Source organism: Cellulosilyticum sp., from assembly GCF_982396655.1.
Map to the genome: position 1 here is coordinate 93,032 of NZ_CEVXFV010000004.1, position 23,204 is coordinate 116,235.

Genomic DNA, 23,204 nt, shown 5'->3' on the forward strand with positions numbered 1-23,204 from the left:
CATTTCTTATTTTACTTTCTGAAGTGCACATTCAAAGGACATAACTTGGCCATCTTGTAAGTTTACATTAAGAAGCACTGGCGTATCACCACATGTATAAATTAAAGATTTGATATATTTTGCGCCATTATAATCTTGCATTTTTTCAAAGGTTATCGCTTCACCTTCTTTTGCTAAGCTCTTTTCTTTTATAAATGTTTCTACGATTTGCTTAAGTTCATCTTCTGTGTACTCTTTTGCTTCTTTTTCACTATATACACTAATAAACATTCCTTTTAATTCTTTTGTTTCATCATCTTGCATTACTGCATAAGAATATAAATCCCCTTCTTTAGGGTCTTCTTTACGCTGTGCTGTAAATACAATTGTTTCTGGTAATGTATCCGCATATTTTTCTACAGGCACATTTTTCACTGCTTTTATCTCCATCTCTACACTTTGATCTACTGTAATCCCAAAGTACTTATTTACATTCTCAATTGCACTTTCATTTAAACTTTCAAGTACATTTGCATCTGTAATCTCTTCTTCTACAAATTGCGATTTTGTACCACATCCACCTAATAATGCCATACAAAAAACTAGAACACCTACTTTAAATATTTTTTTCATTTTATCCTCCAAGTAATTAGTTTAGTGAATAATTCTATTATATAGGTTGAATATGCAGTTTTTATAAAAATAATGCCAGCTTTAGTTTCCCAAAGCTGGCATTATTTTATACTTCCACTACTTTTTCCACTTTTGCTGCTTTACTTCTTGTCGTCTTTGTTTTAGTTGCTTTTTCTTTAGTAGCTGCTACCTTCTTAGTTGTTTCTTTTTTAGTAGATTCTTTTTTTGTTGTTTTAGTTGACGTTTTCTTTGTGGCTACTTTTTTAACTTTTGTTGGTTTCTCTTCTGTTTCCTCTACCTTTTCCTCTACCTTTTTCTCAACTTTGACATCTACTTTTGCTGTTGCTTTTTTAGCCCCTACCTTTTTCTTACTGGCTACTTTTTTCTCTTCTGTTTCTTCTATCTTTTCGACTGGTTTTTCTAATAATTTCTTAATTTCAAATACACATATACTAAGTGGCGGAATATTAATTTCTATACTTTGTTCTTTACCATGCCAAGGTTTTTCAATATTGGCTACAATTTTTCCTTCATTAACTCTACCTTCGCCGCCAAACTCAGTACTATCACTATTTAATATTTCTTCATACTCAGCATACTCTGGTACCCCAATGCAATAGCTTTCCCAATTATTTGTCATAAAGTTAGCTACAACAACTAATTGGTCTTCTGCTTTTTCCCCATTACGTACAAAAGATAAAATACTCTGTGTATTGTTTTCACAATCAATCCACTCAAAGTTCTCATAGCCGCACCCTGTTTCCCATAGCGCATTATGACTTGTATAAATATGATTAAGTTTCTTTACATACTGCCTAATGCCTTCATGCTCTGGGTAATTTAATAATCCCCAATCCAGTTCTGTCTTTTCATCCCATTCTTTTGCCTGTGCAAACTCATTACCCATAAAGAGCATTTTCTTACCAGGATGCATAAACATAAAACCATAAGCTGCTCTAAGGTTAGCAAACTTTTCTTCAATAGGCCCTGGCATCTTATACAGCATTGGACTCTTACCATGAACAACTTCATCATGAGAAAGAACCTGTATAAAATTCTCACTAAATGCATACATTAAACTAAATGTAACTTGACCATGATGATCTTTACGATACTTAGGCTCTGTCTTCATATAAGCTAAGAAATCATTCATCCAACCCATATTCCATTTAAACCCAAATCCAAGTCCACCTTCATCTGTAGAATAAGAAACTTTTGGCCATGCTGTAGATTCTTCTGCAATCATCATAGCACCGGCAAACTTACGATAAATCATACTATTAAGATGCTTTAAAAATTCAATTGCTTCTAGATTTTCTTTACCACCAAACTTATTTGGTACATAATTATCTTGTCTACCATAATCCAAATACAACATAGATGCTACTGCATCTACCCTGAGGCCATCTATATGATAGGTTTCAAACCATGATATCGCACTAGCAATCAAAAATAATACAACTTGAGGTTTACTATAATCAAAGATTAATGTACCCCAATGTGGGTGATGCGCTTTTCTTTCATCGCTACTTTCATATAATGCTTCCCCATCAAATTTTTCAAGACCAAAAGCATCTTTTGGAAAATGTGCTGGTACCCAGTCTAAAATAACACCAATATTATTTTTATGTAGAAGTTCTACCAAATATTTAAAGTCTTCTGGTGTCCCGTAACGACTAGTCGGTGCAAAATAACCTGTTACTTGGTAACCCCAAGAGCCATCAAATGGGTGCTCAATAATACCCATAAGTTCTACATGAGTATATCCCATCTCTTTTACATATTCTACTAAGCTCTCAGCTGTTTCACGATAATTATAAAAACTATCATCAAAATGTTTTTTCCATGAACCTATATGTACTTCATAAATTGAAATCGGTTTTTTATAATAAACATTTTGAGCACGCTTATCCATCCATTCATCATCTTCCCACTCAAAATGATCTACATTATATAAGCAAGAAGCCTTACCCGGTCTTAGCTCACAGTAATTTGCATATGGATCTGCTTTATAAAGAAGCTCACCCTTAGCTGTACGAATCTCATATTTATAGACATCAAATTCTCTAAGTCCTGGCACAAATAACTCCCACACACCATGAGATTCAATACAATACATACTATGTCTACGGCCATCCCAGTTATTAAACTCACCTATAACACTCACACGTTTTGCATGAGGTGCCCAAACAGCAAAACGTACACCTTCAACGCCCTTTACATTGATAAAATGTGCACCTAATTTATGATGGATTTCATAGTCTCTTCCTTCCCCAAATAGATAGAGGTCATCAGATGTGATGGTAGGCTTAAATTGATAGGGGTCTATATATGTCCACTCATGTCCATTAAAATCTCTACATTTTAGGCGATATATAAAGCCTTCCTCTACTTCCCCCACATATCCTTCAAATAATCCTTTATCCCCTACCGCATGCATTTCAAATGTTCTATCATTATTTTTTAAATCCATCGCAACCATATAACTTACAGTTGGGCAAAATACACGTATTATTTTTCCCGCTGTCTCTCGTGATGTATGTAAGCCTAGTATTTCATGTGGTTTATTTAATTCCCCTAATTCTAATAGTGCAATCTTTTTATTTACCATCTCATAACTATTTTCCATATATCATCTCACCTCTACTCCTATTTTAAACTATTTAAAATATTTTTTCAATAATGTAAACCATATTCTTACACCAATTACATTTATATGCTTGTTTTATCTTGAGAAATTGTATATCCTTAATATACAGATTAAGAGAGGAGCTTAAAAATGAGTCAAAATACTGATCAACTTTATACAGGTATTGCTTATTCTTATATTGAATATGTCCATGCCTACCTAGAACTTTTAAATAATTCATTATTCTTTTCTACGCCTTATTTAGACGAAGAAACAGCTCACATACAAAATGAATTAAAAAAAACTTTTCTTTACCTTCCAGAATTACTTACTTCTAATGAAACAACTTCTAAAGGTAAAAATACAAAAATCGAAAAAGAACGTGTTGGTGAAACACTTTTAAACTTTAGAGATAAGTTAGAACAAAAATACCGAAGCTTAAATAGCTACCGTCGTGAACTTCATCATTTGGTTGCTAAAGCACAAAATGATCCTGAGTTTGCTGGTTCATATATTGACCATGAGGAGTTTAGTGATGAGGCTATCCTTCAGATGGACTTTGACCGCCTTGCGGAAGATTGTACAAACTTTGTCTTTAAAGATAAATCACTTAAAACAAAGCAGCTTCATGCTTCTTCAATTCTTCCTGCTATTCCTTTAAAAATTACAAAAGCTAATTTTTTAGATTATGTAAAAAAAAGTATCCATCATATTGATATAGAAGATACAGTAGAAGCAGCTAACTTCCTTACTTCTATTTTAACACAACTTTTTGATGGTAAACGCTTTGAATTTTATGGACAAGACTTTGGTGATTTTACAGAATCTCTTGCAGAACTTACAACTTATGATGATCCTATAGATTTCTTTGAGGAAGCAGATTCTTTAGAACAAACAATCAATACTTTATTTGAGCTTTTACGTGCAATGTACCGTATGATCTGTACACTCAGCAATCTATTACTCTTTGAACACATTGATTTTAATACACTTACTGAATTACACCCTAGCTTCTTTGACTTCTATCACTGCATTAAAAAGATTTTAACAGATGCCAATGATGCAAGCTTCTTAAAAGCTTCTTTAGGTGAACGCGTGGATGAAGTTCAGAAAGAAGTGCAAAGCGAACTTATTAAAGTAAGCAAAAAGAAAGAAGCCGACCCAATGTTTATTCTTATTCAAACTTATTTAAGTATGGATATGAGTAGTTTATTTGGTTTCACTATGAAAAAAGATAAACAATATAGCAAAGAAACACTTGCTGTTCTTGATAATTTCGTAGATGAATTAGGCCATTCTCTAAGTGAAATACCAACTACTGACCGTAAACTTCGTATGCAATATTTCATGAGTAGTATTCCATTTGTAATGCCTGAAGCTACGTTTAAATCTTATGTTTCTGCTGGCTTTAGAAATATTTCAAAACCACAACAAACACTTCTGGCAGCCATGGCGCTCCATAGCATTTTAGAGCAAGGCGGTTACTTCACCTCAAATACCGATGAAGATCCAGGTATGGTGCCTGAAGATATCTACAAAGAGTATATGACAGAAGAAGAAATCAATGAACTTCATGGCTTTGACTCTGAAGACGTCGATTATCATGATGAAGACATAACACATCATCATCACTGCAACTGCGATGATGATTGTGATTGCGGCGATGACTGCTCTGGCAGTGATAATCACTCTGATTGTAACTGCGGTGATCACCATCACCACTAAACTTAATCAAAAGGAGCTTCCCAAAAATATTCAGGAAGCTCCTTTTATATTACTCTTTACTACTTTTCTTTTAATGTTCTAACCTGTCTTACTGCTGTCTTTGCGGAATATTTTAATGTACTTAATAGGCGTTTTACAATTTCATTAACAACGACAACTAAACTGCTACAACCTATCACCTTAATCCACATCATAAGGCTAAGCGGTGTGGCATTAAAGAACTTATTGGCATATTGTATCATTACAACTTGTAATACAGCTGTTAATGCTATAATCTTTAAGGCGAGTGTATTTTTCATAAAGTTAGGGAATATACTTGCTGTGCCAAATTCCCTACAGTTAAAGGCATTAAACAATACACTAAAAGCAAATAGACTAAATAAAATAGTCTGTGCCTCACTACCAGTACCTTCTTGTAACTCATTTGCCCCTAGAAAATTACACTTCATCTGTACTAAAAGAAGGCCTGTAATGAATAAACTATTAATTAATATTGTACGTACCATAAATGGATTAATAATATGTGCATCTCTTGGTGTTGGTTTACGTTTCATAACAGTTGCTCTAATAGGTTCAAGCCCTAAAGCCAATGCAGGTGGGCCATCCATAATAATGTTAATCCATAATAAATGGATAGTAGAAAAAGGCATCTCCTCACCTAATACTTGACTAATGATTGCAATAAGGAAAGCAATAATATTTACTGTAAGTTGAAATTGAATAAAACGCTGAAAGTTATTATAAATACCACGCCCCCACTTAACTGCTTCTACAATAGTTCCAAAGCTATCATCTGCCAAAATAATATCTGCTGCATTTTTACTAACCTCTGTTCCTGCAATTCCCATGGCGATTCCTACATCAGCCTTACTAAGTGCAGGTGCATCATTAATCCCATCTCCTGTAACAGCCACAATTTCACCATTTTTTTGCAGTGCCTGTACAATACGCATCTTCGTATCTGGCTTAGACCTAGCCACAATAGCAATCTGCCCTATTTCACGTTCTAGTGCTTCATCTGATAATGTATCAATATATGTGGCCTCTACTGCCCTTTTCCCATGGCCTACAATGCCAATTTCTTTCCCTATTGCCAGTGCTGTTTGAATATTATCGCCGGTTAACATCTTCGTTTCTACACCAGCTTCTCTTGCTACCTCTATAGCTTCTTTAACACCTTCGCGAAGTGGGTCTTTGATACCAACAAAACCATTAAAAACAAGCTGACCACGCCAATCTGTTTGATTTTCTACATTAACAGTAAGTGGTACCTTTTGATCGGCAAAAGCAAGTACACGCATAGACTGACTTTGTAAATTTCCCATGAAGCCCAATATTTCATCAATACGTTCCTTGGTTAACTTCTTAACTTTACCATCTACTCTTTCATAACTACACTGTTTTAGGATTACCTCTGGTGCACCTTTAGACAAAATATGATATTCATTATTTTCTTTTATAATCGTCAGCATATACTTATTTTGAGAATTAAACGGGATTTGCCTTACAAGTTGAACCTCTTCTCTTGCACGGCTATAATTTAGCCTTTTTCCCCACATAGAAAGAAGGGCACATTCTGTTGCACTCCCTATATACTTTTCTTCTCCCTCACTACGTTCTAAATCAGCAGTGCTGTTGACCATACAATTTGTTACAAAGCCCTTAAACTTTTCTGCCTCCGCAAGATTACGATATCCTCCTTCAAGATAAATACGTGCCACACACATTTTATTTTGCGTCAGCGTACCTGTTTTGTCACTACAGATTACACTAACACTTCCTATTGTCTCACATGCTTCTTTTTTCCTAACAAGTACATTAATTTTAGCCATCTGTTTCATCGTAATCGCTAAAGTCATATTAATCATTGTAGGCAAACCTTCTGGTACTGCTGCTACAATCAGCGCAACACATACAACAAAGGCTGTTTTGATTTCTGGGAAACTCTGCACAAGTGGTGTAAGTGAACTTAAAAATGCATGTGTACTTGTAAAGTCTAATTTTAAATGACAACCTTGAACAATCTGAACAAGCATATAAACAAAAAGCATCCCTGCAACGCCTGTTGAAATCTTAGAAATCGTTTCACTTAGCTTATCCATTTTTATTTCTAGTGGTGTATCTGCTTCTTTATCACCTAGTGCTTTCGCAATATACCCCATCTCTGTTTCATCCCCTGTAGCAGTTACAATCATCTTAGCAGAGCCACAAGCCACAAGTGTTCCTCCAAAAAGCATATTAAACTGTTTAGCAGGAATAGGGTCTTGAACAACCTCTTCTCCTTGAATATGTATAATCTCTTCTTTTACCTTGCCTACTCTTTTGCTAACATCATCAGATTCCCCTGTAAGCATATCTTCTCTCACTTTTAAATCTAGACATTCTAAAATGCGGCCATCTGCTGGTACAAGATCACCAGCTTCTAAGTATACAATATCCCCAGGCACCAACTCACTTTTATGTAATAAAGTCTTTTGACCACTACGTTGTACCTTCACCCTTACATCTTCTGTAAGTTTATTAAGTGCTTCAGCAGCTTTCTTTGAACGGCTTTCTGTTAAAATACCTATTGTACTTCCTAAAAGTACAGCTAAACAAATACCAATGGCATCATGATACTCTCCAATTAGCAAACTAATACCTGCTGCAATTAGCAAAATTATAATGAGCTGTTGTGTCAACGCATCTTTAATTTCTCCTAATAAACTTTTCTCTTTAGCTTTTGTAAAACTATTTGGGCCATAACGTTTAAGTCGCTCTTTAGCTTCTGTGTCGCTTAAACCTTGTTTAGAACTTGTATTTAATCCTTTTAAAACATCTTCTATCTCTTGGTTATAATATTTGTTCTCCATAGTATCCTCCTATTTTTCTCATGATGCCTTTGTATAAATATATACAAGCCTCTCTTAAAATATGACTAATTCAATCTGAGATTATAAAAAGGATACAAAAGGAACAGAAGTAATCTATAGTCCCTAACTGATTCATGCCCTTAACCCAAATAAAGGCGGTAGCACTTTCGCACCACCACCTTTATTTTTATCTAAGCTTCATTTAAACTTTTAAAAGCTGTTGCCATCATCAGCTTAATACGATTTAACTGATTCACATGAGAAGCACCTGGGTCATAATCTACTGCCGCAATATTAGCCAGTGGATACTTACGACGCAATTCTTTAATCATTCCTTTACCCGTCACATGATTTGGCAGACAACCAAAAGGTTGCATACAGACTACATTGTTAATGCCATCTTCTAAAAGACTTATAATTTCCCCTGTTAAAAACCATCCTTCACCCATTTGATGTCCTAGTGACATGACTTCTTCCGCCATTTTAGCTAAAGCTTCAATGCCATGAGGTGCACTAAATCGCTTACTTTCCCTTAAGCATTTACACATATATTTACGTTTATATTCTAGGAACGCTATAACAAATTGACCAACTAGCTGGTCTTTGAATGGTTTTTGAAGCACTTCATGTTTAAATTTATGATTATACTCACAGTAATTAAAGAAGTCTAATAAATCTGGCATAACTGCCTCTCCACCTTCAGCCTCTATAGTTTCTACAACCTCATTATTGCCATAAGGATGGAACTTCACTAGAATTTCACCTACTAGCCCTACACGAGGCTTCTTAATATCCCTAAGTGGTAATTCATCAAAATCCCTTACGATAGCTGCCACATTCTGTTTAAATACCTTTGCATCACCCGTGCGTACATTTTCTTTACAAGCTTGTGACCATTTCTCAAATAACCTATTTGCACTACCTGGGACTGATTCATAAGGACGCGTACGATATAAAACACGCATTAACAAATCCCCATATAATATAGTCATAATAGCTTTTTCAATAAGGCCCAATGAAACTTTAAAGCCAGGATTACTTTCAAGCCCTCCTGTATTTAATGAGATAACAGGCACGTACGCCATATCACTGTCTTTAAGAGCCTTTCTTAAAAAACTAATATAGTTAGAAGCACGACATCCGCCGCCTGTCTGTGTTATCATAAGTGCCGTATGATGTGGGTCCACACCTTTACTTTTTAAAGCTCTTAATAATTGACCAATTACAATAATAGCTGGATAGCAGGCATCATTATTTACATATTTTAATCCTTCCTCCACATCTTCTTTACATACCTTTGGTAGTACCTTCAAGTTGTAACCTGACGAATTAAAAGCCTCTTCTAAGAATCGGAAATGAATAGGCGACATCTGTGGTGCTAGAATTGTATAAGTACTGCGCATTTCTTCTGTAAAACTAATAACTGGCTGCTTTTCTTTAATAGTTTGCGTACGGTGTAACTTCTGACGTTCTTTCATAGCTGCTCTCAAAGAACGCACACGAATTTTAATCGCACCCAAGTTTGCCCCCTCATCTATTTTAATAAGTGTATATATTTTTCCTGCTTGCTCTAAAATCTCTTCTACCTGATCAGATGTAACTGCATCTAATCCACAGCCAAAGGACGTAAGTTGCATAAGCTCTATATTTGACTGCGTGCGTACAAAGTGTGCAGCACGATATAAACGATTATGATATGCCCACTGGTCTAAAACACGTATTGGTCTTTCAATTTTACCTAAATGTGCAACACTATCTTCTGTAAGAACAACAAGTCCTTCTGCTGTAATAAGCTGCGTAAGCCCATGATTAATCTCTGGATCCAAATGATAAGGTCTACCACTTACCACAATGCCCTGCAATTTATTTTTCCTTATGTACTCTAATGTTTCTTCACCTTTCTTGGCTACATCTCCTCTAAACGTCATTAAAGCCTCATATGCCGCATCTATTGCCTTTTTCATTTCACCCTTAGAAATATTAAATCCCTCTAGTGCTTTTGTCATCTGTAATAATACAGATTTAGGTGAATCTAAATTTAAGAACGGATGAATAAATTCAATATTATTTTCTCTTAGCGCTTCGATGTTATTTTTAATAACTTCAGGATAAGAGGTTACAATCGGGCAATTATAATGATTATCTGCGGTTTGATCTTCTATTTTTTCATATGGCACACATGGATAAAAGATTGTTTTTACACCTTTTTCAATAAGATCTATAATATGGCCATGTGCAAGTTTACCCGGGTAGCAAACTGACTCTGAAGGAATCGTTGCAATCCCTTTTTCGTAAATCTTTTTATTAGAACGACTAGAAAGTTCTATATGGAAGCTAAGTGTTGTGAAGAACGCATGCCAGAATGGATAATCTTCATACATATTTAATACTCTTGGAATACCTATTGTCCCTCTTTTCGCCTCGGCTTCACTTAGTATCTCTCGTTCAAAAAGTAACCCATATTTATAGTCAAACAGATTTGGTAACTTATTATGCTCACTATGATTCCCTAGCGGTTTTTCACAGCGGTTGCCATAAATAAAATGTCTACCATCACTAAGTTTATTGACTGTTAAAAGGCATCTATTTTCACACCCTTTACAGCGCATTGGTGTCTTTTCTATTTTTAATGCTATAAGTTCTGCTTTAGTCAGCATATTACTTACTTCCTCGCTACTACTTTCTTCTTTTGCAAGGAGTGCTGCACCATAAGCCCCCATAATTCCTGCTTGATCTGGCCTTATGACATCTCTTCCCAATATGAGTTCCATGGCACGCAGTACTGCTTCATTGTAGAATGTCCCCCCTTGTACAACAATATCCCCCTTAATACTTTCTGAGCTTCTTAATTTAATAACTTTGTAGAGTGCATTTTTAATTACTGAGTATGAAAGACCAGCTGAAATATCGCCAATAGACGCCCCTTCCTTTTGCGCCTCCTTAACCTTAGAGTTCATAAACACAGTACAACGGCTTCCAAGATCTACAGGCGATGGTGCGAGTAATGCTTTTTCACCAAAGCTTTTAGCTTCCATGCCTAACGAACCACTTAACATTTCAATAAATGAACCGCATCCCGATGAACATGCTTCATTCAAGATAACAGACTGTACCACACCATCTTTAATGGTAATACATTTCATATCCTGTCCACCTATATCTAAAATAAAACCTACATTTTTTGCAAATGCCTTAGCTGCTGTATAATGTGCAATTGTTTCTACTTCACCCTTATCAACCTTAAATGTATTTTTCATAAGTGCCTCACCATATCCTGTGACACAGCTTTTTTGAATAAATACACCTTTAGGTAATAAATCATATAACTCTATAAGTTTGTTAGAGACTAAAGTCAATGGATCACCTTGATTGCTACCATAATATGTATATAATAATTCCCCGTTCCTTCCTACTAAAGCAATTTTGCTTGTTGTGGAACCGGCATCAATGCCTAAGAAAGCACCACCCGTATAAGTAGCCAACTCTCCTACAGGTACTTTATGTGTATTATGTCTTTTTCTAAAAAACCTTATTTCTTCTTCACTTTTAAATAACGGTTGTAAATCATTATTTTGATGAAAATCATCTGTTGATTCACTTAGTTTTTTGCCTAAGTACTCTAGATTAATTGCTTTTTCTTTTTGTGCCAAGATTGCAGCACCTAATGCTACAAATAGTTCTGGCTTTTCTGGTACCACTACATCTTTATCCGATAGCTTTAAAGTTTCTATAAAGCGTTGGCGTAATTCAGAAAGAAAATGAAGAGGCCCGCCTAAAAAAGCAACTTTCCCCTTAATTGGCTTACCACAAGCTAAAACACTAATTGTTTGATTAACAACCGCCTGAAAAATAGACGTTGCAATATCTTCCCTTGCCACGCCTTCATTAATAAGCGGCTGCACATCTGTCTTAGCAAATACACCGCATCTTGCTGCAATAGGATATATTTGTTTATATGACTTTGCCATTTCATTAAGACCCATGGCATCTGTTTGTAAAAGTGTTGCCATCTGGTCAATAAATGCCCCCGTTCCACCTGCACAACTACTATTCATGCGTTGCTCTAAGGAACTTTCAAAATATGTAATTTTGCCGTCTTCTCCACCTAATTCTATAGCCACATCTACATCACTTATATATGTTTGTACAGCTTCAGTGCATGCAATCACTTCTTGGATAAATGTAAGACCTAAGTGAGAAGCAATTTCCATAGCTCCTGACCCTGTAATAGCAACTTTTACCTTAACATCACCTAATTCAAGAAAACTTTCTTTTAATAATCGCTCTAAGGTCGTTTTTATGTCAGAAAAATGTCGTTCATATCTTGAATAAACAATTTCCCCTTTTTCATCTAGATAAACTAGCTTTATAGTTGTAGAACCTACATCAATTCCTAAATTTAATAATTCACTCATGCCTTTACTCCTTATATGCCTGTATCCTTTATAAGTTCAACTTATAAACTCTGTAAGTGGCTTAGTTGCTCTTACAGAAACAACACCCCTATTTCATAGTGTTATATCTGGCACATCTTATTTTAAGATTAAAATATATATTATATTATACAACATTTACCTAATTAATATAAATCATTATTTTATAAAAAATTTAACTTTAATGTATCACTTAACGCAAAAATAGGCAAACCATTTGCCGGTTTACCTATTTTTACAATTTCCATATTATTATTTTATTATTAACGCCAACGCTCTAATTGTGGAAAATAAGCTTCCATCTGCTTTTTAGCTTCCTCTGCCGTTAAATCAGGGACTTCTTTTACCATAATAGGAACACAGAAAGCAATCATTTCTTCCATAGACATATCACTTGTAAATGTCCCATCTTTAAAGCAATACTTACAATACTTTTCATTCAAGCTACCATCCTTATTTGTACCGCATACATCTTTTTCTAGTGGCATCCCACAACTTTGACAATATTTCTCCATATCTATCCCTCCAATTTTTATTCATAAATCATTTCCCTATGATTTATAATGATTATATCTCTGTAAACTTGACAACACTCTGTCATATTTTATAATAATTGGCTAACATTTTTTCAAGTCGTGCTTTAAATTCTCTTCGAGTGTGCATAGGTGCTAAAACTTCTAACCCTGGTCCAAAAGATAATAGATAACTATAGAGCCAGTCATCCTCTGGATAATAAAGTGTCACCTTAAAATCCCCATTGTCTAACTTTTCAATTTGTTCTTCAGTAAATTCTTCATAAATTCTGTAAGCAAGCTCCTCCTGTAACAAGCAAATAATAGGTATCTTGCCTTCCTCTAGCGTCTGTACATTTTCTGCTTCTTTTAAGCACACTTCAACTTCCTTATCAAAACGATTTCCTGTGACTTCTATTTTCCTAATTCTCCCTAGCTTAAAGAAACGCACGGCTTCTTTCATATAACAATATGCTTTTAAATACCAATTCCTATGCTTAAAGCAAAGTTGCAAAGGTGCTATTAACCGTTTTGACTTCTCTCCCTTTGCATTATAATAGGTAATTTCTATAATTTGTCTTTTTAATATTGCCTCTTTAATCTGTAAAAAGTATTCATTCGAGTTCTTCCCCCACTCTGAAAAATCTACATTTAACCAGCTCTTTGTTTGTGTGCCAAAAAACAGACTCATCCGCCTTAATATTTCTTCACTTTCTGGCGCTATCTTTAATGTCTCCAAGGCCCCTAAAAGTGCTTCTTGTTCTTCTTTTGAAAGTACTGATTTATCTAATACAAAATGTGCCATTAAGGAAATCCCCCCACCTTTCCCTTGCTGCATATAAATAGGAATTCCCGCTTCACAAAGTGTCTCAATATCTCTATAAATCGTTCTTGTAGAGACCTCAAAATGTTCTGCCAAGTCTTTAGCCGTAACATTATCCTTCTGCATCAGCATATAGACAATCTCAAATAAACGATTAATCTTCATCTTACACCTCAATCCATAAGTTTTATAATACCCAATGAACTTGTTCTAAAATAAACTACCTAATTTGCTTATATTATGTAAAAAGCTGCAACTCATAGTTCTTACATCTATAAGTCACAGCTTTTTGTCTTAGGTTACTTTATACATTTATTATCTATAGAATAGATTACTTGCTTAAGTGTGCAATACGTTCTATAACACTTGCAAGCATCGTTTCATATTTTTCTTTTTTAGCTTTTTCTTCTTCAAGAAGCTTAGCTGGTGCTTTTGCAACGAAACCTTCGTTAGCAAGTTTTTTGTTAACACGTTCTACTTCACCTTCAAGTTTAGTTTTTTCTTTACCTAAACGTTCAAGTTCTTTTTCAACGTCTACAAGTTCTGCAAATGGAATGTATACTGTTGCATTTGGAATTACTACTGATACAGCATCACTATCAATGCCTGTGTGATCCTTTTGAATCACTACTTCTGAAGCATAACCTAGTACAGCAAAGAATACTTTACCATTTTCAAATGTTTGTGCTACTTTTTCGTCTTCTGTTACAACAAACACTTTAGCTTTTCTTGAAGGTGGTACATTCATTTCACTACGTAAGTTACGGATATTACGTACAGCTTCTTTAATTAAGCTGATTTCTTCTTCCTCTGCTTTGAAGTTCCACTCTTCTTTGAATGTTGGCCAAGATGAAAGCATGATTGTTTCTTCTTGATCCTGAAGGCCAAGGAAGATTTCTTCTGTAATGAATGGCATGTATGGATGAAGCATTTTAAGGATGTTTGTCATAACTGTTTTAAGTGTCCATAATGCTGCTGCTCTTGTACTGTCTTCTTTATTGTAAAGACGTGGTTTAACCATTTCAATGTACCAGTCACAGAATTCTTCCCATGCAAAGTCATAAAGTTTTTGAACAGCAATACCAAGTTCGTATTTGTCCATATTATCTGTTACATCTTTAGCAAGTGTATTAACCTTAGAAATAATCCATTTATCTGCTGGTGTAAGATTTTTCATATCTACTGTAAGGTTAATATCTTCACCTTCGAAGTTCATCATAATGAAACGTGTTGCATTCCATAATTTGTTACCGAAGTTACGATTAGCTTCTACTCTCTCATAGTAAAAACGCATATCATTACCAGGTGCATTACCTGTTACAAGTGTCAGTCTAAGTGCATCTGCACCGTATTTCTCAATAACTTCAAGTGGATCTACACCATTTCCAAGAGATTTACTCATTTTACGTCCATCTGCTGCACGTACTAAACCATGGAATAATACATCTTTAAATGGTACTTCGCCCATTTGCTCAATACCTGAGAATACCATACGGATTACCCAGAAGAATAAAATATCGTATCCTGTTACAAGAACGCTTGTTGGATAGAAGTGTTTAAGTTCTTCTGTGTTTTCTGGCCAGCCAAGTGTTGAGAAAGGCCATAATGCAGAACTAAACCATGTATCTAATGTATCTTCATCTTGAACAAATTTGCTACCGTTACATTTTGGACATGTGTGTGGCATTTCTCTCGAAATAACAATTTCACCACAGTCTTCACAGTAGTAAGCTGGAATTCTATGTCCCCACCATAATTGACGAGAAATACACCAGTCACGAATGTTTTCAAGCCAGTGGTAGTAAGTTTTTTCAAGACGTTTTGGCACTAAGTTGATTTCGCCATTTTTAACAGCTTCAATCGCAGGTTTTGCCATTTCTTCCATTTTTACAAACCATTGTGCTTTAATCATTGGCTCAATAACAGCTTTACAACGATCATGTGTCCCTACATTATGTGAATGCGGTTCTACTTTTACAAGGAAACCAGCCTCGTCAAGATCAGCTACAAGCGCTTTTCTTGCTTCATAACGATCCATACCTGAGTATTTACCACAAAGCTCATTCATAGTTCCATCATCATTCATAACACAGATTTCTGGTAAGTTATGACGTTTTCCAACTTCAAAGTCATTAGGGTCATGTGCTGGTGTAATTTTAACAACACCTGTTCCAAATTCTTTGTCTACATAGCTATCAGCTACAACTGGAATCTCACGGTCAATAAGAGGGATACGTACCATTTTACCAATAAGGTGTGCATAGCGTTCATCTTCTGGATTAACAGCAATTGCAGTATCCCCAATCATTGTCTCTGGACGAGTTGTTGCAAGCTGTACGAACTCATCTGAACCAACTACTGGGTAACGAAGATGCCAGAAGTGTCCTTCTTTTTCTTCATGTTCTACTTCAGCATCTGAAATAGATGTCTGACAAACTGGACACCAGTTGATAATTCTTGAACCTCTATAAATGTATCCTTTTTCATAAAGACGAATAAACACTTCTTGAACAGCTTCTGAGCAGCCTTCGTCCATTGTAAAACGCTCTCTATCCCAGTCACAAGATGAACCAAGCTTTTTAAGCTGCTCTACAATACGGCCACCATATTGTTCTTTCCAGTCCCATACGTGTTCAAGGAATTTTTCTCTTCCTAATTCTTCTTTTGTAAGACCTTCAGCAGCAATTTTCTCAACCACCTTAACTTCTGTTGCAATACTTGCATGGTCTGTTCCTGGAATCCAAAGTGCATTATAACCTTGCATACGTTTGTAACGTGTTAAGATATCTTGAAGTGTATTATCAAGTGCATGCCCCATGTGGAGTTGACCTGTAATATTTGGTGGTGGCATAACGATTGTAAATGGTTTTTTATCTTTTTCTACTTCAGCATGGAAATAACCTTTTTCCATCCAGTTTTTATAAAGTCTTTCTTCTACTTGACTAGGGTCATAAACCTTTTCTAATTCTTTCACTGAAATTTCCTCCTTATTTTCGAATGTAATACTTGTCTTTTAGAGCTTTAAGTATTATATCTTATATCTAGAGTCTCTTAACGTCCTATCATTAAGAAAATAATACCTAAGGCTGCCACTACAAAACCTGAAATTCTAACGGCAATCACTGCACCGCTTATAAGCATTCCAAATTCTTCTTTGTCCTTCTCTTCTAACTTGGTTTTCGCCATGACAATACGTTTTGCAAAAAAGAAAACCATAAGTCCAATGGCAAAAAGCACAAAACCTATCATACTCATGACTCATACCTCCAAAACAAAAAAGAGCCATGCGTCCTTATATTCATATAAGGACGACATAGCTCGCGGTACCACCTTAATTCTCTGCAGATTTAATAATCTTACAAAGCACTCTAATGCTGTAACGGGCTTACCCGCTATTTCCTACTTAATTTCAAAAATAGTGCTCCAAAGCTACCTTCTAATAGACCTTTCGTAAGAAGACTCTCAGCGTATCATCTTCTCTCTCTAAACGGGGTTCTATTATACTCCTCTTTATCATTGCATCTTTTCATTCGATTACTAATATTTTATGCACCTTTTTGTGCTTTGTCAAGCATCTCCTTTTCTCGATAATTTTTTATCTTTTGTGTAACGCTTTCTCTTAAAGCTTCATCTTCTTGCATAGCAAGAATCTCTTGCCAGAGTTCTGCTTCATAGGTTTTTAAACATTCTAGCTGTTCCTTAGTCTTCTCATACTCTGTTTTTACTGCCTTTAAGGCATTTACCTTCTTAGGATTCAATGCCCATTCTGTAAGGTTTTCTATATAATCTACATTAATATCATGTTCTTTTAAAAGAACAAGCATTTTTTCTTCTATTTCTGAAAGTGTTTCATTCATCTGTAAATAAACTCTTTCATTATTTTTATTTTTTACATAACGGGTATAGTACATTTCTAATTTTGCTGCACTATCTACACCTAACTTATGATATTGAAATTCTAAATAACGCATCTGATGGAAGTAACGAATCTTAGCTTTATTTAAATACTTTACAGCTTTTTTCTGTAAAATACTATTACGTGATAAAGCCTTTTCAATACGTTCCTTCGCATAAAGAATACCTACAAAAAATAATATAAATAAAATACTTGCCCCTGTTAAATAAGCCCATACAGCTTCTCTTAATATTTGCATCATAGCAAAGACTACAAGTAATCCAGTGCTAATCAGCAAAATAAGTGCCACACTAAAACCTTTTAAGAAATTATAACCACTAAGGAGTGCTTCTCTTTCTTCTAAAAGTTCTTCCCTTTCTTCTTTTAAATAATACATATTATTTTCAGTTTCTCTTTTATGTTTTTCTGCTTGCTGCATTTCTTTAATAATTTCTGGTATTTCGTCTTCATATGGTACAAGACGCATAAGTGCTGCATTTTGATGAATCAATCGTCCTTTTAAATTTTGCTTTTTTTCTTCTATGGATTTTGCACGTCCTGCAAGTAAATTAAGTTGCCCAATTGTTTCTTTATCTAGCTTCTCAAACTTTTTAGTTTCCTCTTCCTTAACCTCTAGTGCAACAAGATATTCTGTAACCCTCTTTTTCTTTATACTTACTGACTCTAGTTCACCAAATACTTCTTCTACCGTCTTCTCATCCATTGCTACTGGTTTTAATCCAATTTTATTTGTGAGTGTACCCCATAAGGCCTTTAATGCTTTCACGTTATCCCCCTCTACTCTTTTGTACATAGCAATCATTTTATATATTTATAGATTTTTTCTCTATATTAACTTTTATATTATCATATTTGCTTACCACATAACAGTATTTCATCCTATGTAAATAAGAAATAGCACTATATATGGCTTCAAAACAAAAGAACCCCGAAGGGTCCTTTTATTTATATATAATAACTATTGAATGACATCACCAATTGTTACTTTTTCATCTTCTGTTTGCATGTACTGTGCCATATCATCATTCATTTGTGCTTCTACATCTTTTAATGTAAGACCGATTTTTTTAGTTTCTTTATCGATATTTACAATTTTAGCTTTAACAACTTGACCAATTTCAAGTGCTTCTTCTGCTTTGTTGATACGTTTTTCTGAGATTTGTGAAATGTGGATAAGACCTTCTACATGTTCACTAATTTTAGCAAATGCACCAAAGCTTGCAAAACGTGTGATTGTTACTTCAAGTACTTGATCTTTTTCCAAGTTAGCTGTTTCAAGAATCCATGGATCTACTGTAATATCTTTAAGACTTAATGCAATTTTACCTGTAGCTGCATCAATAGATGAAATGAGTACATCAATTTTGTCGCCTTCTTTAACAACATCTGAAGGATGTTTAATACGTGTCCAAGAAAGTTCATTGTTGTGTACAAGTCCTTCTACACCACCTAGGTCTACGAAAGCACCATATGGCATTAATTTTGTAACAGTTCCTGTTACTTTTTCACCTGGAACAAGTGTCGCAAGTTTTGCTGCTTTATCTGCTTTAGCTTTATCTGCTGAAAGTCTTTTTCCTGATAAAACAAGTTTTTTAGCTTTTGGATCAAATTCAATAATTTCTACTTCTACATCTTTACCTACATATGCGCTCAAATCCTCTACATATGTATGAGAAATTTGAGAACCAGGAATAAATCCACGAAGTCCTTTAAATGGTGCTACTACGCCACCTTTTACAACTTCTTTTACATGTACTGTAAATGTTTCTTTGTTTTCGAACATTTTTTGTACTTCGTTAAGTGTTTCTTGAACTTCTGCTCTTCTTTTAGAAACGATAACTTCTTCATCATCAACTTTTACTACTACAACATTAAATTGATCGCCTTCTTTAACTGCTGCTTTATCTACTTCTTCAAATGACATTTCTTCCCAAGGAATAAATCCATCTTTTTGCGAACCGATATTTACGCTTACGCCTTTTTCTTGAACAAGAATAACTGTTGCCTCAAGCACTTGTCCTCTATATATACGCGCCATTGATTTATCTACTTCTGCCATTAAGTCTGCCATGGTGAGATTGTTTTCTTCCATTTTAGTACTCCTCCTTCGTTATCTTACATATACCTTCTTATTATACACACTTATGGGTGAAAAATATAGTATATTTAAAAGTTTTATGTATTAAATTCATTTTTATTCTTCCAAAGACAATCATATATTTGTACATATTTTGAACTTTTATCATTTCTAAAATGCTATATTTTTTATTTTTTAAACAAACTTAATATTTAGAAATATATTTTTTAAATTGTAAAATAATAGTTTTGTAGATATAATAGGCACACTTGAGTTTTTATTTAAATAACTTAGACTTTAAATGAAATGAGGTTTTTTTATGACTAAGCGTGATAGTTTTGGTTCAAAACTAGGAATCGTTGCAGCTGCTGCCGGCTCAGCGATTGGTTTAGGAAACATTTGGAAGTTTCCGTACATGGCAGGCAAACATGGTGGAGGTGCCTTTATTCTCATTTATCTCGTAGCCATTTTACTTATGGGCTTCCCTCTTGTTTATGCAGAATTTGCAATGGGCCGTAAAGCAAAAACTAACGCCGTAGATACCTTTTCAGTTGTAACAGGCAAAAAAGCTTGGGGTGTTGTTGGTATCATTGGCACATTAACAGTGTTCCTCGTTGCTACATTTTATATGATGATTACTGGATGGGTAATTTTTTACTTTTTTCAATCTTTAAATGGTAACTTATATGCTGTAGCTGAAGGCATCGATACTGTAACTCACTTTGATACTGTTTTTGCAAATATGGCTTCTTCAATGTGGACGCCATTTATTTTTGCACTTATTGCTATTTGTATTACTGGGCTTATTAACTCTATGGGTATTCAAAAAGGTGTTGAAAAGTACTCAAAAATTATGATGCCAATTCTATTTGTACTTTTTGTGGTTCTTATCCTCTACTCAATCACCCTTCCTGGCTTTAAAGATGCTGTCATTTTCTTATTTAAGCCAGACTTTAGCGAAATTACACCTACAGTTATTATTAGTGCCATTGGTCAAGCATTCTTCTCTTTAAGCCTCGGCATGGGTGCACTTATTACATATGGGAGCTATGTTTCAGATAGTCAAGACCTACGCGGCATTGCACTTCAAGTTTCCATTGCCGATACAATTATTGCCTTATTCTCTGGGCTTTTAATTTTCCCTGCTGTATTTACTTACAATTTAGCACCAACGGCTGGCCCTTCGCTTGTATTTAAATCATTACCTCAAGTATTTTTACAAATGCCTGGGGGACGCATTTTTAGTATATTATTCTTCTTACTTATTGTTGTAGCTGCCATTACTTCTATGGTATCTATGCTTGAAATTATGATTACTTTCGTAGATGAAAAAACAAATTTCTCACGTAGGGTGTCTACATGGCTTGTAGTGGTAGCTGTATCACTAGGTGGCTTTATGAACATTGCTGGTGAAGGTCCACTCTCTTTCATTCGCATTGCAGGCAAAAGTATCTTTGATAGCTTAGACTACTTAACAAACAATATTACTATTCCACTTGTTGCTGTATTTACAGCTATCGTAGCTACTTGGATTTGGAAAACAAGCAACCTTAATGCTGAACTTGAAAAAGGCGGAAAAAAAACAGGTGCACTCGGGAACTTCTTCAACTTCCTTCTTAAATGGATTATTCCACCTGTTATTCTTATCTTAATGATTTCTCTTCTTTTAGGCATACAAGCCTAACGCTAAAACATAGCTCACCCAATCACCATTGTGTTATCAATCTAGGGTAAAAAGAGCTACTGCGAAACTATTTGACTAGTTTCACAGTAGCTCCTTTGTATTTTCAAAATAACTTATTAACTTTTCTTTTCCCCTTACAAAAGCTAGACACTATTTCACAGCATCTCTTTATCTTGAGATCGGTCTAAATATATAGCCTAAACCACAGCCACATATACCGCCCACAATATGGGCCAATTGTGACACACTATCATTAACAGTCATGCCACTTATAATTTCATTTCCTAAGTAAATAACACCTACCAATATAAGTGTTAAAGGAATTGTTCCTTCTGTACTATTAGCAAATGAACTTAATAAAATAAACATAAAGGCTACGCCACTTGCACCAAGCAATGCACTCGAGAAAAATATCACATTAATGAGTCCTGTTATTAATGCTGTTAAAGTAATCATTACAAGAAGTTTACGACTTCCGTATTTTTCTTCTAGCATAGGTCCCACTAAAAGAATAACTGTAAAATTCCCTACAAAATGTTCTAAATTAGCGTGCCCCAATATATGTGTAAAGAGCCTTAAATAAAAGAGGGGGTTAGCAAGTGAACTGCGGTATACCATAAAAAATGTTTCTGTGCTCCGATTATTTGTTATATAACCTAATACTAATACGGCAAAAGATATTAGCGTAAAAGTTAATATAACTGGTGCATTGTATCTTATTCTTTTTAACACCTTGCCAAATTCTACCTTTCTTTAAAAATTTATTTTGCTTTTTCCCAATGCATTACTGTACCTATTGTTTCTACTAGTTGTGCTGTCATTTTTTGATGTGTTTTTTCACTTGGATGCCAATCTGCACCTATACCATCTTTTTCTTCTTGCATTTCAAATGGCATAGCTATAATTTTACTATCTTTTTGTTCAAGGCTAAAACGTGCAACTTGTTTATTGATTTCCGGCAGGAGTTCTTGCCCCATAACCCCTAATGTACAGATAATCATTGCCTGTGGATTATTCTCTCTTATAACCTTTAAAAATTCGTAGTATTTTTCTCCAAAGGCATCTATAAGTTGCTTATTTTCTCCTGTATAACTTTTATCATTTGTTCCTAAGTTCACAACAATACAATCTGGCTTAAATTTATTAAAATCCCACTTTTCATAAACCTTATGCTGCAACGTATTTTCAAGCCCTCTATCTGTATAAGGATAAAGCATTGGCATAACCCATTCATTATTAAGTTCTCCGTTATCTGTCCATGAAGAAATAATACCTATACCACTCCATGAAATCAAATGAAAGTCTGCATCAAAATAACGTGCTGTCCTAGCTGCATAAGCTTTCCAGGGGTCTTCTTGATGCGTTGTAAATGTATCTTTATTCCATATACCTTCAATACCATAACCACATGTAATAGAGTCCCCTATAAACTCTATTTTGTGTGCCTTAGCTTGTATCTCTAGTGGCACGATTTCACCTACTATATCAAATTCTTTAACTGCTACTTTACTAAATGCTGCTTCTGATAATTTCATCAACTTAATATGTACTTTTTGTGATGTGCTGCTTTCATAAAGTATATAGTCCTTCTCAGTTTCTTCTAATATAAATCGTTTAGAAGGTTCCTCTTCATAGTTAATGAAAACAGCCATTCTAGCCTGAAACATTTTTTCTCCTTGATTCCCATCTGTCCATAACCTCACACTTACCTTCTGACTTATACAGTCAAATTCTAATGAGGTACAAGAATAGTTTAAATACACCACTTCATCATGGGTGTAAATCCTACCTGATGCTTTAATATTTACATTGGTCCCCTTTACTTTCATCTCTCTACTCCTTTTAACTAAGTAACTAAAGCTTATAGATCTGCAATCTATACACACTCTAATCTTAATATATCACAAAATATTTTAATTTTTAATATTTTATAATTAATTC

At 34.7% G+C, this 23,204-nt stretch carries 14 protein-coding genes and 1 other annotated feature; of the genes, 2 read left to right on the forward strand and 12 right to left on the reverse strand.

Translation table 11 applies throughout. The annotated features are described in order from the left end of the window. Positions 1-6: 6 nt before the first annotated feature. Entirely contained in the window at positions 7-612 is a 606-nt protein-coding gene (locus AC1VAQ_RS03060) for a hypothetical protein (RefSeq protein WP_302595156.1), read from the reverse strand. A 106-nt stretch (positions 613-718) separates the two neighbouring features. Continuing rightward, positions 719-3,241 carry a 1,4-alpha-glucan branching protein GlgB gene (gene glgB / locus AC1VAQ_RS03065; protein ID WP_302595155.1) on the reverse strand — a complete coding sequence of 841 codons (2,523 nt, stop codon included), beginning with the start codon at positions 3,239-3,241 and terminating at the stop codon, positions 719-721. A 150-nt stretch (positions 3,242-3,391) separates the two neighbouring features. Here glgB and AC1VAQ_RS03070 point away from each other — a divergent pair, with 150 nt between their 5' ends. Then, positions 3,392-4,966, forward strand: coding sequence for a hypothetical protein (locus tag AC1VAQ_RS03070; protein ID WP_302595153.1), 1,575 nt, complete (start codon positions 3,392-3,394; stop codon positions 4,964-4,966). A gap of 59 nt (positions 4,967-5,025) precedes the next feature. Here AC1VAQ_RS03070 and AC1VAQ_RS03075 read toward each other — a convergent pair whose 3' ends face one another. From AC1VAQ_RS03075 to rpsA, 8 genes are all read right to left on the reverse strand, one after another. Further along, positions 5,026-7,818, reverse strand: coding sequence for a calcium-translocating P-type ATPase, PMCA-type (locus AC1VAQ_RS03075; RefSeq protein WP_302595152.1), 2,793 nt, complete (start codon positions 7,816-7,818; stop codon positions 5,026-5,028). 191 nt (positions 7,819-8,009) lie between these two features. Beyond that, the gene (locus AC1VAQ_RS03080; RefSeq protein ID WP_479903447.1) at positions 8,010-12,233 is read right to left on the reverse strand and encodes an acyl-CoA dehydratase activase-related protein; all 4,224 of its coding nucleotides are present in this window, start codon (positions 12,231-12,233) and stop codon (positions 8,010-8,012) included. Positions 12,234-12,514: 281 nt separating this feature from the next. After that, positions 12,515-12,766: a zinc ribbon domain-containing protein gene (locus AC1VAQ_RS03085; RefSeq protein ID WP_302595150.1), complete on the reverse strand. Its 252-nt coding sequence runs from the start codon at positions 12,764-12,766 to the stop codon at positions 12,515-12,517. 82 nt (positions 12,767-12,848) lie between these two features. Continuing rightward, positions 12,849-13,751 (reverse strand): helix-turn-helix transcriptional regulator, encoded by a 903-nt coding sequence (locus AC1VAQ_RS03090; protein WP_303243814.1) that lies wholly within the window; start codon positions 13,749-13,751, stop codon positions 12,849-12,851. Positions 13,752-13,917: 166 nt separating this feature from the next. Further along, positions 13,918-16,560 carry a valine--tRNA ligase gene (locus AC1VAQ_RS03095; RefSeq protein WP_303243815.1) on the reverse strand — a complete coding sequence of 881 codons (2,643 nt, stop codon included), beginning with the start codon at positions 16,558-16,560 and terminating at the stop codon, positions 13,918-13,920. A gap of 77 nt (positions 16,561-16,637) precedes the next feature. Then, positions 16,638-16,841 carry a hypothetical protein gene (locus tag AC1VAQ_RS03100; protein ID WP_302595142.1) on the reverse strand — a complete coding sequence of 68 codons (204 nt, stop codon included), beginning with the start codon at positions 16,839-16,841 and terminating at the stop codon, positions 16,638-16,640. A 46-nt stretch (positions 16,842-16,887) separates the two neighbouring features. After that, positions 16,888-17,112: a binding site (T-box leader), on the reverse strand. Positions 17,113-17,131: 19 nt separating this feature from the next. After that, positions 17,132-18,268 carry a hypothetical protein gene (locus tag AC1VAQ_RS03105; RefSeq protein WP_479903448.1) on the reverse strand — a complete coding sequence of 379 codons (1,137 nt, stop codon included), beginning with the start codon at positions 18,266-18,268 and terminating at the stop codon, positions 17,132-17,134. A gap of 192 nt (positions 18,269-18,460) precedes the next feature. Beyond that, positions 18,461-19,594 (reverse strand): 30S ribosomal protein S1, encoded by a 1,134-nt coding sequence (gene rpsA, locus AC1VAQ_RS03110; protein ID WP_302595139.1) that lies wholly within the window; start codon positions 19,592-19,594, stop codon positions 18,461-18,463. A gap of 304 nt (positions 19,595-19,898) precedes the next feature. Here rpsA and AC1VAQ_RS03115 point away from each other — a divergent pair, with 304 nt between their 5' ends. After that, positions 19,899-21,263, forward strand: coding sequence for a sodium-dependent transporter (locus AC1VAQ_RS03115; protein ID WP_479903449.1), 1,365 nt, complete (start codon positions 19,899-19,901; stop codon positions 21,261-21,263). Positions 21,264-21,431: 168 nt separating this feature from the next. Here the strand turns inward: AC1VAQ_RS03115 and AC1VAQ_RS03120 are convergent, their stop codons facing one another. Both AC1VAQ_RS03120 and AC1VAQ_RS03125 read right to left on the reverse strand, forming a co-directional pair. Continuing rightward, entirely contained in the window at positions 21,432-21,995 is a 564-nt protein-coding gene (locus tag AC1VAQ_RS03120) for a rhomboid family intramembrane serine protease (RefSeq protein ID WP_302595135.1), read from the reverse strand. A 29-nt stretch (positions 21,996-22,024) separates the two neighbouring features. After that, positions 22,025-23,092: an SGNH/GDSL hydrolase family protein gene (locus AC1VAQ_RS03125; RefSeq protein WP_302595133.1), complete on the reverse strand. Its 1,068-nt coding sequence runs from the start codon at positions 23,090-23,092 to the stop codon at positions 22,025-22,027. Between the last annotated feature and the right edge of the window lie 112 nt (positions 23,093-23,204).